This window comes from Flavobacterium aureirubrum (assembly GCF_038739835.1).
Classification (GTDB): Bacteria; Bacteroidota; Bacteroidia; order Flavobacteriales; family Flavobacteriaceae; genus Flavobacterium; species Flavobacterium aureirubrum.
Genome location: NZ_JBCGDO010000001.1, coordinates 241,785 through 258,682, shown reverse-complemented (window position 1 = coordinate 258,682; position 16,898 = coordinate 241,785). Strand labels below are relative to the sequence as shown.

At 34.0% G+C, this 16,898-nt stretch carries 14 protein-coding genes; 9 read left to right on the top strand and 5 right to left on the bottom strand.

What is annotated here, in order from left to right; all coding sequences use genetic code 11:
• Positions 1-36: 36 nt before the first annotated feature.
• On the bottom strand, positions 37-213 hold the full coding sequence (locus WFZ85_RS01140) for a DUF5522 domain-containing protein (protein ID WP_342694445.1): 177 nt from the start codon (positions 211-213) through the stop codon (positions 37-39).
• A gap of 28 nt (positions 214-241) precedes the next feature.
• Between WFZ85_RS01140 and WFZ85_RS01135 the strand changes: the two genes are divergently transcribed.
• From WFZ85_RS01135 to hemL, 5 genes are all read left to right on the top strand, one after another.
• Positions 242-574, top strand: a complete 333-nt coding sequence (locus WFZ85_RS01135; RefSeq protein WP_342694444.1) for a hypothetical protein — start codon at positions 242-244, stop codon at positions 572-574.
• A 56-nt stretch (positions 575-630) separates the two neighbouring features.
• On the top strand, positions 631-2,457 hold the full coding sequence (locus WFZ85_RS01130) for a T9SS type A sorting domain-containing protein (protein ID WP_342694443.1): 1,827 nt from the start codon (positions 631-633) through the stop codon (positions 2,455-2,457).
• An 80-nt stretch (positions 2,458-2,537) separates the two neighbouring features.
• Complete coding sequence (locus WFZ85_RS01125; RefSeq protein WP_342694442.1) at positions 2,538-3,440, top strand: 1-aminocyclopropane-1-carboxylate deaminase/D-cysteine desulfhydrase; 903 nt, start codon at positions 2,538-2,540, stop codon at positions 3,438-3,440.
• The gene (locus WFZ85_RS01120) at positions 3,433-4,329 is read left to right on the top strand and encodes a glucosaminidase domain-containing protein (protein WP_342694441.1); all 897 of its coding nucleotides are present in this window, start codon (positions 3,433-3,435) and stop codon (positions 4,327-4,329) included. The genes WFZ85_RS01125 and WFZ85_RS01120 overlap by 8 nt, the downstream gene beginning before the upstream one ends.
• 32 nt (positions 4,330-4,361) lie before the next feature.
• Complete coding sequence (gene hemL / locus WFZ85_RS01115; RefSeq protein WP_342694440.1) at positions 4,362-5,648, top strand: glutamate-1-semialdehyde 2,1-aminomutase; 1,287 nt, start codon at positions 4,362-4,364, stop codon at positions 5,646-5,648.
• Between the two features lie 50 nt (positions 5,649-5,698).
• On the opposite strand, the gene WFZ85_RS01110 is transcribed toward hemL, so the two are convergent.
• The 3 genes from WFZ85_RS01110 to lysS all read right to left on the bottom strand — a co-directional run bounded on the left by WFZ85_RS01110 (position 5,699) and on the right by lysS (position 8,326).
• On the bottom strand, positions 5,699-6,028 hold the full coding sequence (locus WFZ85_RS01110; protein WP_342694439.1) for a hypothetical protein: 330 nt from the start codon (positions 6,026-6,028) through the stop codon (positions 5,699-5,701).
• Between the two features lie 94 nt (positions 6,029-6,122).
• A complete protein-coding gene (locus WFZ85_RS01105; RefSeq protein WP_342694438.1) occupies positions 6,123-6,533 on the bottom strand; it encodes a hypothetical protein in 411 nt (136 codons plus the stop codon).
• A gap of 101 nt (positions 6,534-6,634) precedes the next feature.
• Positions 6,635-8,326, bottom strand: coding sequence for a lysine--tRNA ligase (lysS, locus tag WFZ85_RS01100; RefSeq protein WP_342694437.1), 1,692 nt, complete (start codon positions 8,324-8,326; stop codon positions 6,635-6,637).
• A 267-nt stretch (positions 8,327-8,593) separates the two neighbouring features.
• Here lysS and lipB point away from each other — a divergent pair, with 267 nt between their 5' ends.
• Entirely contained in the window at positions 8,594-9,292 is a 699-nt protein-coding gene (gene lipB, locus WFZ85_RS01095) for a lipoyl(octanoyl) transferase LipB (protein ID WP_342694436.1), read from the top strand.
• A 125-nt stretch (positions 9,293-9,417) separates the two neighbouring features.
• Here the strand turns inward: lipB and WFZ85_RS01090 are convergent, their stop codons facing one another.
• Positions 9,418-10,017, bottom strand: coding sequence for a ribonuclease HII (locus WFZ85_RS01090; protein ID WP_342694435.1), 600 nt, complete (start codon positions 10,015-10,017; stop codon positions 9,418-9,420).
• Between the two features lie 204 nt (positions 10,018-10,221).
• Between WFZ85_RS01090 and WFZ85_RS01085 the strand changes: the two genes are divergently transcribed.
• The 3 genes from WFZ85_RS01085 (at position 10,222) to WFZ85_RS01075 (ending at position 16,826) form a co-directional block, all read left to right on the top strand.
• Positions 10,222-13,287 (top strand): SusC/RagA family TonB-linked outer membrane protein, encoded by a 3,066-nt coding sequence (locus WFZ85_RS01085; RefSeq protein ID WP_342694434.1) that lies wholly within the window; start codon positions 10,222-10,224, stop codon positions 13,285-13,287.
• 11 nt (positions 13,288-13,298) lie between these two features.
• Positions 13,299-14,858 (top strand): RagB/SusD family nutrient uptake outer membrane protein, encoded by a 1,560-nt coding sequence (locus WFZ85_RS01080; RefSeq protein WP_342694433.1) that lies wholly within the window; start codon positions 13,299-13,301, stop codon positions 14,856-14,858.
• 102 nt (positions 14,859-14,960) lie between these two features.
• Positions 14,961-16,826 carry a S8 family serine peptidase gene (locus WFZ85_RS01075; RefSeq protein ID WP_342694432.1) on the top strand — a complete coding sequence of 622 codons (1,866 nt, stop codon included), beginning with the start codon at positions 14,961-14,963 and terminating at the stop codon, positions 16,824-16,826.
• The last annotated feature ends 72 nt before the right edge of the window (positions 16,827-16,898 follow it).

The window sequence follows — 16,898 nt, the reverse complement described above, 5'->3', positions numbered from 1 at the left end:
ATATTTTTTTAATGGAATACCGCTACTGAATACCGATTACTTTTTTATTGTTCCTGTTTTTTTATCATATCCATAGGGACAATGTCGGCAGCCACTTTTACAACAATAGCCACGTTTCAAGTGATATTTTTCAGTAAAACAACGGTAGCCTTCGGGTGTTAGATAAAAATCTTCACCTTCAATTAATTTATTTTCGTTATTTTGGTCATTCATATTACAAATTTATAGACTTTATCAAAAAATGGTGTTAATCATTTCAAAATATTTAGTTCCGAAAGGATATAAAGGTATTACTATTTTTCCATTTGTAATTTTGGCACACCCGAATTTGAAGAATAATAAAGTAATTTTGAACCATGAAAGAATTCATATTCGGCAGCAGTTAGAGTTGTTAATCATTCCTTTTATTATCTGGTATGGTTTGGAGTTTTTAGTTCGTTTTTTTCAATATGGAAATTTGAAATTAGCCTACATTAATATTTCTTTTGAGCGAGAAGCTTATGCAAATGAAAAAAATCTAAACTTTTTGAAGAATAGATTTTTTCTTAATCATTTTAAATTTATTAAAAAATAATTATTTTTTGTTTAAGTTTATTTTTCTACTTTTACAATTGTCAAAATTATTTCAAAATGAGGAAGTTACAGTTTATTTTTATTTTTATTTTTCTAATTACCTGTAAATTACAAGCTCAACTTTATGTGAGTAATAATAGCTACGTTTTTAATAGAGACAGCTTCGTTTATGTAACAGGTAACGTAGAACTTAATGGTACAAATAGTAACTTTTATTTGCGAAATCAAGGGCAACTGCTTCAAGGTGCTACAGGTTCGTCTTCAAACCGAGGAACAGGAAGATTGTCTGTTTTTCAAGAAGGGACTGTAAATAATTTTGCTTATAATTATTGGTGTTCGCCAGTTGGAAACGCATCAACATCTATTGGAAATGAACCTTTTGGTATAACAATGTTACATGTTCCTACTACAAATGTTGCTTCAACACCAGCGACAATGTCAGGTTCATTTAATGGCGTTTCTGGTTCGGGTTCATTATCTATTGCAACCTATTGGATATGGAGATTTTTGTCTTCAACAAATTATGCGCAATGGGTGCATTCACAAGCCAATACAGATATACAAGCTGGGCAAGGATTTACCATGAAAGGAACAAGTGGGTCTGATGCCACAAATGTAGGTGAAGTAGCGGTTAATAACCCCGGAAGTGCACAGCGTTATGACTTTAGAGGAAAGCCCAACGATGGTAATATAACGATAAATGTAGGGTTGAATAGTTTTACTTTAACAGGAAATCCATACAGCTCAGCAATTGATTTAAATGCTTTTTTGACCGATCCGTTGAACGCTGCAATTGACGGTACAGCACTTTTTTGGGAGCACGATAAAACTGTGAATTCTCACAATATTGCTCAATATAGAGGTGGATATGGTACTTACAATGGTTCTACAAGTGTTTATACGCCCGCCACTTTTTATACTTATGATTTAGCGGGAATTCAAGGTTCTGCTTTTAGCAGTCCTAATAATATATATCAAAGAAGATTTTCTCCAATTGGGCAAGGTTTTATGGTAAGAGGTGCGGCTAATGGTACAGTGCAAATGCGAAATTCCTATCGCCTTTATATCAGGGAAGGTGTAGCAAACAACTCACAATTTGAAAGAAGCTCGAATGAAGTTCAAACGGCAGATCATGGTTTTTTTGATGATATTCCAAATGTTGCAGGTATCGATTACACGCAAATAAGCAAAGCGCCAACACCACATTTTATTGTAAATACATCACTGAATAATTTAGCAGTGAGACAAATTGCAGTTTGTTTTCTTCCAAATGCTATTGACGGAGTTGATTTAGCTGACTCAAAGTTCCCAGCAGCCGAAGCTGATATTATAGCAGACATGTATTTGGTTTTAAACAATGAACTTTATGTTCACTCAACGACTAGTTTTGATGAAAATAAAAGATTTCCAATTGGTTTTAAAAATGCAACTAATGGTATGTTTACTTTTACCATTAAAGTAAATGAATTTGTAAATTTTGACGTTGATAATGTCTATTTATACGATAACAACACAGGTATTTATCATGATATAAAAAATGCTAGTTTTGATATTAATTTGCCAACAGGATTACACAATAACCGTTTTGAGATTACTTTCAAAAATTCAAATTTGAGTGCTAATGATGATGTTAAATCCAATCTAATGATTACTCAAAACAACACCAATCAAATGGTTACAGTTCACAATCCTAATTTATTAGAAATTAAATCGGTGACACTTTATGACTTGACTGGTAAACAAATTTTTGACAAACAAAGATTAGGTTCTCAAAACAGCTATCAATTTTCTACAAGTGGTTTAGCAGAATCTGTTTATTTAGTTGAAGTATTTACAGCGGATAACAAAAAAAGGGTTCAAAAAATAATTATTTCTTCCAACTAATTTTCAATTCTAAAAGTGAATTAAATCAATTTTTAGCATATTAAAATGATGCATATCGTACTTTTGCAAAAAGTTTATTTTTGAAAAGTTATAATCAAAAAATTCAACTAGAGCATCCTAATTACTCTCTATTTATTAAGAGAGAGGATGAAATACATCCTTTTATTTCCGGAAATAAATATAGGAAATTAAAATACAATATTCTTCGAGCAAAGGCGGAAAACAAAGAAACTTTGTTGACTTTTGGTGGCGCATTTTCCAATCATATTTTAGCAGTGGCAGCTGTAGGTAAGGAATTTGGATTTAAGACTATTGGTGTTATAAGAGGCGAAGAGTTGTGTGACAAAATTGCGGACAATCCAACACTCCATAAAGCGCAAGATTTCGGAATGATTTTTGAATTTGTTTCAAGAGAAAATTACAACGATAAAATCAAACCAGAATTTATAACTAGATTAGAAGAAAAGTTTGGAAATTTTTATTTGTTGCCCGAAGGCGGCACAAATGAACTAGCCATCCAAGGTTGTGAAGAGATTTTAATTAATGCCGACACGGAATTTGACTTTGTTTGCTGTTCTGTAGGAACTGGAGGCACTATCTCTGGCATAATAAATTGTTCAAAACCTAGTCAACAAGTTTTGGGATTTCCAGCATTAAAAGGTGATTTTCTAACAGAAGATATTCGTAAATTTGCAAAAAATAGTAATTGGAAATTAATAACTGATTACCATTTTGGAGGTTATGCAAAAGTTACTGAGGAATTAATAGTTTTTATAAATGAATTTAATCAGAAATATAAAATACCATTAGACCCAATTTACACTGGAAAAATGGTTTTTGGTGTTATGGATTTAATAGAAAAAAATTGGTTTCCTGATAATTCAAAAATATTATTATTACATACTGGCGGATTGCAAGGAATTGCTGGAATGAACAATTTATTAAAACAAAAAAACCAAATTGAAATTAACATCAATGTTTAAGCATTTTTTATTATTATTTATCCTCATTTTTGTTTCATCATGTGGAACCAATAATGCTGTGGTGCGAACTTCAAAACCTGATCCAAGAAAGTCTGGAACTCCAGTAGTACAAGCGACTAGAAAACCAATTTATAAACCTACAAGTCAAAAGAAACCTAATGTAGAACCCCAAAAACTACCAGTATCAGTTTCAAATCAGGATAATTCATCTATCGTATTAGAAGCGACAACCAGAGTAAAAGTTACTACTCAAATGGTGTTAGCTTATATTGAAAAATATAAAGAAGTTGCCAAAGATAACATGGTTAAAACAGGAATTCCTTCAAGCATAACTCTTGGTCAAGCTATATTAGAGTCGGGAGCAGGAACTGGTCCGTTGAGTGTACAAGCCAACAATCATTTTGGTATCAAATGTCATAAAGAATGGACGGGCGAAAGTATTAGATATACCGATGATGCCGAAAATGAGTGTTTCAGAAAGTATAGTGATCCTGCTGACTCTTTTCGCGACCATTCCTATTTTTTAACAAGTAGACCACGATATTCTTCACTTTTTCAGTTAGGAAATGACGATTACGTTGCTTGGGCAAGAGGTTTGAAGGCTGCAGGTTATGCCACAGATCCTAAGTATCCAGAAAAATTAATTGGACTGATAGAACGCTATCAATTAGGTAAATATGATGCGGAAGTTTTGCAAAAAGAGTATAATCCGATAGTTAATTCACAGCCTATTGCTTATGATAGTAAAACTGAAGTATATACCGTAGTCAAAGGGGATACGCTCTATTCTATCTCAAAAAAGTTCAATATTTCCATTGAAGAATTAAAAAAGAAAAATAATTTAACAGATACTACTTTATCACTAGGCCAAAGCCTACTAGTTAAATAATATAATCTCATTTTAAAAAACACATTTTAGATATGATTTATCAAAGGAGCAGTCAGTTATTTATTGAAGCAGAAGAAGTTATTCCAGGTGGTGTCAATTCACCAGTTAGGGCATTTAAAGGCGTTGGTGGAACCCCAGTTTTTGCAAAAAGTGCCAAAGGTGCTTATGTTTATGATGAAGATAATAATCGATTAATTGATTACATTAACTCATGGGGACCAATGATTTTAGGTCATGCCTATCAACCAGTCGTTGATGCTGTAATTAATAGAGCTAAAAATGGAACTTCATTTGGAATGCCAACAGAATTAGAAACTAAAATAGCTTCTTTGGCAATTTCGATGGTTCCTAACATTGACAAAATTCGTTTTGTGAATTCAGGAACTGAAGCTTGCATGAGTGCTATTCGATTGGCACGTGGATATGCGAACAGAGATAAAATTATCAAGTTTGCAGGTTGTTATCATGGTCATTCCGACTCGTTTTTAATTCAAGCTGGAAGTGGCGCGAGTACATTTGGAACACCGAACAGTCCAGGAGTAACGCAAGGAACTGCAAAAGATACTTTACTAGCCAATTATAATGATCTGGAAAGTGTCAAAGCGTTATTTGATGCCAATAAAAATGAAATTGCTGCCATCATAATTGAACCGGTTGCTGGAAATATGGGTTGTGTTCCACCTAAACCTGGGTTTTTGCAAGCATTACGCGAACTTTGTGATGCAAATGATAGTTTGTTGATTTTTGATGAAGTGATGACTGGTTTTCGTCTAGCCAAAGGTGGCGTTCAAGAGTTGTATAATGTCAATGCAGATATTGTTTGTTTTGGAAAAGTGATAGGTGGTGGTTTGCCTGTAGGAGCATTTGCTTCGCGCCACGAAATTATGAATTATTTAGCTCCAGTTGGACCTGTTTATCAAGCAGGAACTTTATCGGGAAATCCTTTAGCTATGGCCGCAGGATTGGCTATGCTTGAAGTATTGAATAACGACAAGGAAGTATTTACCCGGTTGGACGAAAAAACTTCTTATTTAGAGAATGGTATTAGAAAAGCACTTGAAGATAATAATATTATTTTTACAATTAACAGGGTGGGTTCCATGATTTCTGTGCACTTTGACGAAAATCCAGTTGTAGATTTCGAAACGGCCAAAAATGGCGATAATGAAACCTTTAAAAAATTCTTTCACGGATTATTGCATGAGGGAATTTATATTGCTCCTTCGGCTTATGAGTCATGGTTTATAACAGATGCTTTGACTTATGAAGATTTAGACTTTACTATCAACGCCATCGTTAAAGTAGCGAAAACTTTATAAAAAAAGTCTCGATAGATATCGAGACTTTTTTATTGATGGTATAACAGAATTTAATTTATTAATTTCTTGAACAAATCTGGATTTTTCTCTAATTTTTCAATTTGATTTCCATCTAGTGTAGCTTTGATCTTAGCTTCAATTACTCTAGATAATTCCTGCTTTCTTTCAGCAGTAATTGATTTATCTTCTAAAATAGTGTGTTTTTGAATAAATAGTCTAGCGAAATCAGCATTTTGAGTGTCACTTAATCCTAATAACTCTGTTAACATTGCAGCTTCTTTAGTTCCTTTTTCTTTAGAAGTTGGTTCGTATTTGTCTTGAGCATTTGCATTGATTGAAAACGCAAGTATCAAAGTTAAAATAGCTACTAATTTTTTCATTGTAATAAATTTTAGTTTATAAATAATTTCAAATCTACCTTATTTTAATTAGAATGCAAAATTTATTTTTTAATTTCTACAAATCAGATGTAAATTATCTGTTTAATCCTCTTTTTTGAGAGACTCTTTCTTTTATTTTTTCTCTGTTTTCCTCTCTCATTTTATCCCATTTGGCAAATTGTTCAGCAGATAATATTTTCTTCATCTCTCCTCTTTTAGCAATACTATCTTTTTGGATTTCAGCTCTTTTTTTTGCTTTAAATGCATCCATTTCAGCCTTTGCTTTTTCTCTTTTCTCGATTTCTTTTATTACAATTACTTTTACTTCACTAGTTTGTTTTTCGTTCAAGTTTAATTCTTTTGTCAATCTTTTTACTTGAAGTTCCACTTTCTCATCTGAGGATAGCGAAGCATATTTGCCACCCATAGGTTTTTTCGTTCCTCTTTCTTGTGCGATTGCTGCTATTCCAACAGCTAGAAATAGAATTACTACTAATTTTTTCATGATTGTATTATTTAAGTTTATTTAGTAATTGGACTAAACTAAAATAAAAAGGTTTAATCCGCTAAGTAACTTTTTAAAAATAAAAAAAGCCGTTATCTTATTCAATTCAAAACAACAGTTTTGTTTTCGCCTTCAACTGTTACTTTAATCAATCCGTGTTTTGATAGTCCTTTCATTGCGGCATCCCATTTTTTGCCGCTTAAGAGTGATTTTTCTTTTAGTTGCAATAATTGTTGATTGTTTTCCGCTTTTAGCAACCCAATGATTACTTTTTCATCTTCGGTTATATCCAACTGCTTTTTCTCTGGTCGCATTTGCGGGAAGAAAAGCACTTCTTGAATAGAAGCGTTATTGGTTAAGAACATAATGAGCCGATCCATTCCAATTCCTAAACCTGATGTTGGTGGCATTCCATATTCTAGTGCTCTTAAAAAATCGTTATCTATAAACTGAGTGGCTTCATCATCACCACGCTCTGCTAATTTTAGTTGCGCTTCAAACCGCTCGCGTTGATCAATTGGGTCGTTTAATTCAGAGTAGGCATTGGCAATTTCCTTTCCGCAAACCATTAACTCGAAACGTTCGGTCAATTCAGGATTGTCTCTATGTTCTTTACACAGCGGTGACATTTCTTTGGGATAATCTGTAATGAAGGTTGGTTGGATAAAGTTAGCTTCACATTTTGCTCCAAAAATCTCATCGATTAATTTTCCTTTGCCCATTGTTTCGTCTACTTCAATTCCCATTCCTCTTGCTGCTGCAAATAATTCGGCTTCATTTTTTCCTGAAATATCAAAACCAGTAAATTGCTTGATAGCATCTGTCATTGTAATGCGAGCATAAGGTGCTTTGAAGTTGACTTTATGTTCTCCAAATGTTGCTTCGGTTGTTCCGTTTACTTCATTGGCACAGTATTCCAGTAAGTTTTCGGTGAACTCCATCATCCAATTGTAATCTTTGTAGGCCACATAAATTTCCATGGCTGTAAATTCTGGATTATGTGTTCTGTCCATTCCTTCGTTACGGAAATTTTTTGAAAACTCATATACACCATCAAAACCACCTACAATTAATCTTTTTAGGTATAACTCGTTAGCAATTCTTAAATATAATGGAATATCTAAGGCATTGTGATGCGTTATAAACGGACGCGCCGCAGCTCCACCCGCAATAGATTGTAATACTGGAGTTTCTACTTCCATATAACCTGCAGTGTTAAAAAAGTTACGCATGGCAGTGAATAATTTGGTTCTTTTGATAAACACTTCTTTCACTTGTGGATTTACTACCAAATCTACATAACGCATACGGTAGCGCAATTCGGCATCATTAAAAGCATCATAAACATTACCTTCTTCATCTTTCTTTGGCAATGGTAATGGACGTAATGTTTTGCTTAAAAAAGTAAATTTATCTACTCTTACTGATTTTTCCCCTACTTTGGTTAAAAATAATTCCCCTTCAATGCCAATAAAATCGCCCAAGTCGGTTAATTTTCTGAAAACTTGAGTGTACAATGTTTTGTCCTCACCAGGGCAAAGCACATCACGGTTAAAATACAATTGAATTCTTCCTTCGCTATCTTGTAACTCTACAAAAGAAGCTTTCCCCATGTCGCGATCACTCATCATACGACCTGCAATAATCACTTTCTTTCCTTCTTCAAAGCTTTCCTTAACTTGTTTTGATGTATGGTCAACGGGAAATAAATCCGCAGGATAAGGGTTAATGCCTAATTCGCGTAATGCGTTTAGTTTTTGTCTTCTTATGATTTCTTGTTCCGAAAGTTGCATAGTATTGTATTTAAGCGTGCAAAGATAGGTTTTAGTTTAAAAGTTTAAAAGTTTTTGTACGATGGTTGCTGCTTTTTAGTAAATCATTTTTACCTTTTTAATACATCATCCATACCTTATGCATACTTCTGACATACATTAGCCATACACTCGGCATATATAACTCATACACTAGCCATACACTAACTTCATTTTTTACAAACTGTTGTTACTGTAGTTATGATTTTGCTTTAAAGTTTATAACTTTGCGTCGCTACTCTTTTATTTATGAATAAGAAAATCCAACTGCAAGATTTAGGAAATAAAGATTATAAAGATACATGGGATTATCAGGAAGAATTATTTAAAGCAATTGTTGATTTAAAAATTCAGAATAGGAGAGAAGGTACTACTGTTGATACGCCGAATTATTTTCTTTTTGTGGAACATCCGCATGTATATACTTTGGGGAAAAGTGGTGATATGACTAATATGTTGCTTTCTGAAAAACAATTGGAAGCTAAACGTGCTACTTTTTATAAAATAAATCGTGGTGGTGATATTACATACCATGGTCCAGGTCAAATTGTTGGTTATCCTATTTTGGATTTAGAAAATTTTTTTACCGATATTCACAAGTATTTAAGGTTTCTAGAAGAAGTGATAATACTTACTTTAGCGGAATATGGCCTTCATGCCGCACGAAGCGCAGGAGAAACTGGAGTTTGGCTTGGTGTTGGTACGCCTTTTGCTCGAAAAATTTGTGCGATGGGAGTTCGAGCGTCTCGTTGGGTAACGATGCATGGTTTTGCTTTGAATGTTAATGCTGATTTGGGCTACTTCGACAATATCATTCCTTGCGGAATAAAAGGGAAAGCGGTTACTTCGCTGCATGTTGAACTTGGACGACCTATTGATGAAAATGAAGTGAAAGAAAAAATTCGCACCCATTTTTCAGAATTATTTGAAGCTGAATTTTATTCTTAACCTCGAAGAGCACAAAGGAATCTCAAAGTTCACAAAGTTTTTAATTTTTTACCATAAAAGAAATTTAAGGTTATTTAAGGTTGGAACTTGAGAGGTACTTTTTTTGTGTAGCGTTAACTTTATGGTTAAATATCAAGTTTTAACTGTTCGGGTAATAATCTAAAAGACATTCTGTGGTATTTGCAAACACCGTATTTTCTTATGGCTTCCCGGTGTTCTTCTGTTGGATAGCCTTTGTTCTTTTTCCAATTATACATTGGGTATTCCTCGTGTATTTGATTCATGTACTCATCACGATAGGTTTTTGCTAAAACAGAAGCTGCTGCAATGCTCATAAATTTACTATCACCTTTTATAATAGTTGAAAAAGGAATATTGTTAATAGTTTTGAACCGGTTGCCATCAACAATGATATAATTAGGTGTGGGCTTCAATTTTGCAATACTTTCTTGCATAGCTTTTATGGATGCATTTAAAATATTGATTTCGTCAATAATGGTATGACTTATATGACTAACCGAAAAGCATAACGCATTGTTTTCTATGACAGGTCTTATTTGTTCCCTCATTTTTTCAGAAAGTTGTTTGGAGTCATTTAAGATGCTTAGTTTAAAATCATCTGGAAGTAACACGGCGGCAGCTGTTACTGGACCAGCGAGGCATCCTCTACCAGCTTCGTCTGTACCACATTCATATTGGTAAATTGAAAATTTATTTTGTAGCATATATTATTGAAAGGATTATTTTTTTTGTTAAAATTAAAAAAATACGCAACCTAATAAAGTTTTTTGTATCAATAGTTTAAGTTAGGCAAATATTACCAAAACATTATCACACCTTTATTATATTCAAAAATTTAGTTGTTAATATTTGGTTAATTAAGAAATAATTAAGAAGTTTGCATAATAACTAACTCAAAAAAAAATAATATGAGATCGAAGTTCAAATGGATTTTTACGCTTTTGTTAGCGTTTTCAATGCAGTTTTCGTTTGCACAAGAGAAAACTGTGACGGGAGTTGTTTCTGATAAAACAGGACCAATACCTGGTGCTAACGTTGTTGTTAAAGGAACAACTCGTAGTACACAAACAGACTTTGATGGTAAATTTTCCATCAAGGCAAAAGCAGGAGAGGTTTTGCTAATCTCTTTTGTGGGAATGTCAGACAAAGCAGTAACTGTGGGTGCTGCGAATAATTATTCTGTAACCTTAGCTGATGGAGTTGCTCTTGATGAAGTTGTTGTTCAGGGGTATAGAACTACAACTAAATCACGTAGTGTAATTGCTGAACAGACGGTTGACTCAAAAACTATCGAAAACCGTCCGAATGCCAATGTACTGAATACATTGCAAGGTCAGCTTGCAGGGGTGAATATTACAGCCTCTACAGGTCAGCCTGGTGCTCGTTCATCAGTAGTTATTAGAGGTATAGGTACTTTTAACGGAAATAACGATCCATTATATGTTATTGATGGTTTTCCAACAAATGCGGATAATTTTAGATCTATTAACCCTAACGATATTGAAAGTGTAACTGTTTTGAAAGACGCTTCTGCTACTTCTCAATATGGTAATAGAGGTACTAATGGTGTTATTTTAATTACTACTAAAAGACCAGCCCTTGGTGGTTCAAAAACATCTTTTAGGTATTCTTCTACCTACGGATTGGCAGTATTACAAACGCCAAAATATGATTATGCTAATACAAATGAACAATTGCGAATTGAACGTGCTTTTGGACTTGGTAGAGGTGCTGGTTTGACTGATGAAGAGATTAATGCCATAACAACAGATACTGATTGGGTTGATGTATTTTTTAGACCAGCTAATACAGTAAATCATAACTTTAGTTTTGAAACCTCTTCAGAAAATATGAGTTCATTCACCTCTATAGGGTATACTGATCAAGACGGTATATTAGATACTACAGGTTTACAAAGGTTTAATTTTAGAAATAATACTGGTGGGAAGACAGCAGATGGAAAGTTTACTTACCAAGTTGCTACTGGTTTTGGGTATTCGAAAAATAATGAAGCTACCAACCTTGGTGAAGGTGCGATTAATAGAAACTATGTACTCGGTGCGTTTTTATCATTGCCTTATTATAGTCCAGATGAATACCAAGGTTCTGTGTGGACACTTGATTTATTCAACAATACGCCTGGTCTTGAGGCAACACCTTTCATGTTGATAGACAAATTAAAGAAATATGCAAATTTAACAGAGGAAGCGCGTTTCGATGTAGCTACTGAATTCGCCTATAAGTTATCAAATGACTTTACGATTCGCACCAGATTAAATGGTTTATTGCAAACCAATAGATTTTTTCAATCTGAGTTTCCAGATTCGTTCAATGCTTTACTCTTCTCATCAACCCAGGGTATACCTACCTTCGAAGGTGGAAATTTTAATGGTTTTGAGGACATTAATAACAGGAGAGAATTTAATTTCAACAATTTGTACCAGTTAGAGTATAATAAGCAATTCGGAAAGCACAAAATTAACGCATCTTTAAATTACGAATATAATCACGCGAGAATTAATACTGATAATCAGAGACAAAGAGGTTTAGACCCTATTTTCTTCGTGCCAAATACTGGAGCTGGCTATGTTGCTGATAACGCTGCAAACGATTTTTATGGTCCTGTTGCTAGTGCTTCCAATATTAGAACTGATTTGTTGTCTTATTTTGCTTTAGTTGATTATGATTTTGACGGTAAATATGGTATATCCGGTACAATAAGAAGAGATGGTTCTTCGAGATTTGCTGCTCAATACCGATGGGGTAACTTCTGGTCTGTTGGTGCTAGATGGAATCTTGATAAAGAGGCTTTTATGGATAACGTTAACTTTATAGATGTATTGAAACTTAGAGCTTCAATTGGTACTACTGGTAACCAGCGTATTGTAGATGGTACCGCTTTTGCTGGTGTTCAGCCTCCTCTTTTCATTGACTCTTTTGCTTTAGGGAATAATGCTTATAATGGTCAGCAGGGGTATAATTTTAATTTTGCTTTTCCACGCACACAGTGGGAAACCACAGAGCAATTTAATATTGGTCTTGATTTTGATATGTTTAAAAAATTAAGAGGTAGCATTGAATTTTACAACAGAACAACAGTTGATAGTTACATTAGTATCCCAACCTCTGCTTCGTTTGGTACAGATACTGTAAGAGGAAATTCTGATGCCGATCTTACAAATCGTGGTTTGGAATTGAATTTAGCTTACGATTTAGTGAAAAATGACAACCTCCAGTTTACAGTTCGTTTAAATGGTTCTTACAATAAAAATTCTGTTGATGGAATATTAACAAATAATGGGCGTATCGTTACTACTGATACTGCTGGCTATACCTTCATAACTCAAAACGGTGGTAGTTTGCAAGAAGCCTTTGTCTATGATTATATTGGAGTTAATCCTGCTAATGGTAATTTACTTTTTGCTGATGTAAATGGTAATCCAACTGAAAACCCTACATCTGTTGATAGAAAAGCGACTGGTAAGAATTTTATTCCTACTTATCAAGGTGGTTTTGGCTTTGATTTTGAATACAAAGGATTTTTTGCTTCAACAACCTTTACTTATGTTTTAGATACATGGAGGTTTGATCAAGATGAAGAGAATTTGTTTGATGTTGCAAACATAGGTCAGTTTGTAAATAGTAGTCAGATGTTGAACGCTTGGACTCCAACAAATACTAATACTAATGTGCCTTCTTTGGATGCTACAAATTTGCCTGCTACTGGTGATTCAGATCGTTTTTTAAGAGATGCTTCTTATTTAAGATTAAGAAATGCACAAGTAGGTTACAGATTGCCTTCTAAATATTTAAGTAAAACGTTTATTAGTTCTCTTGCATTTACTCTACAAGGTGAAAATTTATTTACAGTGACTAAGTGGAAAGGCTTTGATGCTGAAAGTAATAGAACTTCTGACTTCTATCAGTATCCTACACCAAGAATTTATACTTTCGGAATTGATGTTAAATTTTAAAAAAAAAAAATATGAAAAAAATTATTAGTTATTTTTTCTTCGGTTTTGTGATTGTATCATGTAACGAAGATGTGCTTGATCCTTTCTTACCTGGTGTAGCATTTGAAGAACAAGCAACAAGAACTGCTGCAGATTTAAATAGAATCTTGAATAACGCTCAAAATGTGTTGACAAACAGAGATGAGTATACCTTTACTTCTATATTTACAGACGAGGCAGCGCCGGGTGCTAATAATGGCGGTCAAGGTGTCGCTGGAACTGATGCTTACTATTTGTTTTTTGTTGTTCCAACATCTGCTTCACCAGACGTGATTTGGCAAAGAAATTACAATGCTATGGCTAGAGTAAATTTAGTTTTAGAGAACGTTGAAAAAGTTGCCACTAATTTCCCTGCTGATGCTGATTTGGTGAAAAGAATTGAAGCTCAAGCTAAAATTTTGAGAGCTTTAGCGCATCTAAAGATTATAGCTTATTTTTCTACAGATATGACAAATGATGCGGCATTAGCTGGTATCTTAGCTAATCGTACGTTTTTGTTCGATGAGAAACCACCGCGTGCTACTGTAGGTGAACTTTATGAGCTTATACATAGTGATTTAGATGATGCAATTGACTTGTATACAAACAACACTTTACCCGCTGTGACAAATAATTCTTTATTTCCAACGCTTAATTTAGCAAGGGCTTTGAAGGCTAGAGCGTATGCGTACAAAAAGGATTATGTAAATGCGGAGATTTGGGCTGATCAGGTTATCAATAACTCTGGTATTACTTTATCTACAAGAGCACAGTTGCCTTCTGTTTTCCATTCGCATACTTCTGCTCCTACTTTAGAGGTAATTTATAAGTTTGCTAGAACTAATGTACAAAATGCACAAGGCTCTAATTTACATAATGGATGGGTTTCGGTTGCAAATGCTAGAAATGGTTCTCCTTTTTACGAGGTTTCAAGGTCGTTGTATAATTTTTTAAATAATGCGCCTGGTTCAGATGGAAGAAGAGATCTAATTGTTAGACCCGCTGGTGGGACTGCAGGCTCATTGATTGACCCTAATTATGCTACTTCGCCAACGGTAAGGTCATCGGATATTTTAGTACCATTTAAGCACGGTGGTGCTGGTGCACAAACTGCAAATAATGGATTTAATCCTGCGTTTATTCAGGTAAGATTATCTGAGATGTTTTTAATTAAAGCAGAATGTCGCGCTGCTGCTTCAGATTTTACAGGAGTGGCTGTAGCGTTAAAAACTATTACAGATAGAAGGTTCACAACGCCTCCAGCTCAGTTGGTATTAACGTCTGCGCAACAAGCATGGAAGGCAATATTAGATGAGAGAAGAAAAGAGTTAGCGTTTGAAGGTCATCGTTTTATTGATCTTAAGAGGTTATATGTTGAGGCTGGTGTGAATAGCTTTGATCGTGATCCAGCGGATTATGCTCCATCAGGGTTAAATTTCCCAGGTGGAAATCCTTCTTTCTTTGAATTTGCTGGTAACTTCAAGTGGGCTTTGCCAATTCCTCAGTCACAAATAAATGCTGATGCGAGTTTTCCACAAAATCCTGGATATTAATTTTGAAATAAACTTTTTTAAAAAAGCTATCGTATTGATAGCTTTTTTTTTTGCTGTCATTTTTATATATTTGTTCAGTTTACAATAAATACTATTTTTGCTATGAAAAATTTTTTATTACTTTTCTTTTTATCTTTTTCTTGTTTTGCTCAAACTATTGTAGAACGTGAAAGGATTAAATCATACTATGATTTTGGTAAGATTGCTGAATTATACAGTAAAGCGGAGTCGTTTTATTCTGTGCAAAAACAGCTCATTAAGCAATATAAAGAGAATAACTTTTTTATAGAAAGCGAGAATAATTCTTTGCAATTTATTGATAATGGTTCTCCTTTGTTTTTTTCAGTTAATAATCAAGGTTCTGCAATTTCTTTAGGAATAAACCGATTGTACCCTGGCGGTGGTTTAGGTTTGAATCTTACTGGTGCTGGAATGTTAGCTGGTGTTTGGGATGGTGGATTAGTTAGGGAGTCTCATCAAGAATTGTCGGGCGGTAAAGTTATTTACGGCGGTGATGTTAATTCTAATCTCAGCGACCATTCTACTCATGTTACTGGAACAATTATAGCGCGAGGTGTAAGTCCTATAAGAAGAGGTATGGCGTATAATGCTAATGCAATTACTTACAGCTTTACTGATGATTATTTAGAAATGCTAACATTTGGTTCAGAGGGATATTTAGTTTCAAATCATTCCTATGGGTTAATAGCCACAGGTATAACAAGCGCCCGTTTTGGTGCTTATGATTTTCTTGCAGTGCAGATGGATGAGTTAGCAAATGCCTTTCCATACTATCAAATTGTTATTGCCGCAGGCAATGACCGCAATTCATTTTCATTGCCTCAAGTTGTAAATAAGGGTGGGTATGATTTGATTTCTGGTCGAGGTGTGTCGAAAAACAGTATTGTTGTTGCTGCTGTTGAAGATGTACCAATTTATAGCGATAATTTTAGTGTTACAATGTCTGCATTTAGTAACTTTGGACCAACAGATGATGGAAGAATCAAACCAGATATTTCTTCTAAAGGTGTTGGTGTGAGCTCGTGTACTAGTTTTACAGATACATCATATGCTACTTTGCAAGGTACATCAATGGCGACTCCCGCTATAACTGGCATGATTTTATTACTACAGCAACATTATAATAATTTAAATCCTTCTAACTTTATGAGGGCTGCGACAGTTAGAGGTTTAATATGTCATTCTGCTAAAGAGTGTGGTATGAACCCAGGTCCTGATTATGAATTTGGTTGGGGTTTAGGTAATGCGGAGGAAGCAGTTAAAATTATATCAGGAAGGGGTACAACAGCTATCCTTTCCGAAGAGACTTTAAATAATGGTGAGGTGTTTACTAAGCAGATTTCTATAACAGCAACGCAAAATATAGCTGCAACTATATGTTGGACAGATCCTACCGGAGTTCCTAATGCTTCAAATGATGTAGATAATAGAACCGCTCGATTAGTAAACAACTTGGATTTAAAAATTTTAAAAGATGGGGTAACTTATTATCCTTGGAAGCTCGATTTTAATGATCCTCTAGCTCAAGCAACAAATAATTCAGACAATAACGTAGATAATGTTGAAAAGGTTGAAATTTTTAACGCACCGCCAGGTGTATATACCATCGAAGTAAAGCATAAAGGCACTTTGCAAGGAGGAGTTCAAAATTTTTCTTTAATTGCTAATGGTAATAATGCTTTAAGTTTAAATATGACTGATTTTAATAATTCAGACAAAATATTTGTTTACCCAAATCCCGTAAAAGATATTTTAAATTTTTCAATTGCCAATGAAGCAGAAGTTTCATCTATAACTATTTGTGATGTTGCAGGTAAAGAAGTTTACAGCATTGATAGAATTAGTGACATATCTTCTCTAGACATATCTTCATTAATTAATGGCGTTTATTTTATTACTTTTCAAACTGAGCAATCTATCGTTACAAAGAAATTTGTGAAATTGTAAATTTATTTTTTTTAGTTCACAAATTTGTTATTGACTAGGAATGGCTTTTATTGATTTTTTTCCAAATTGTTT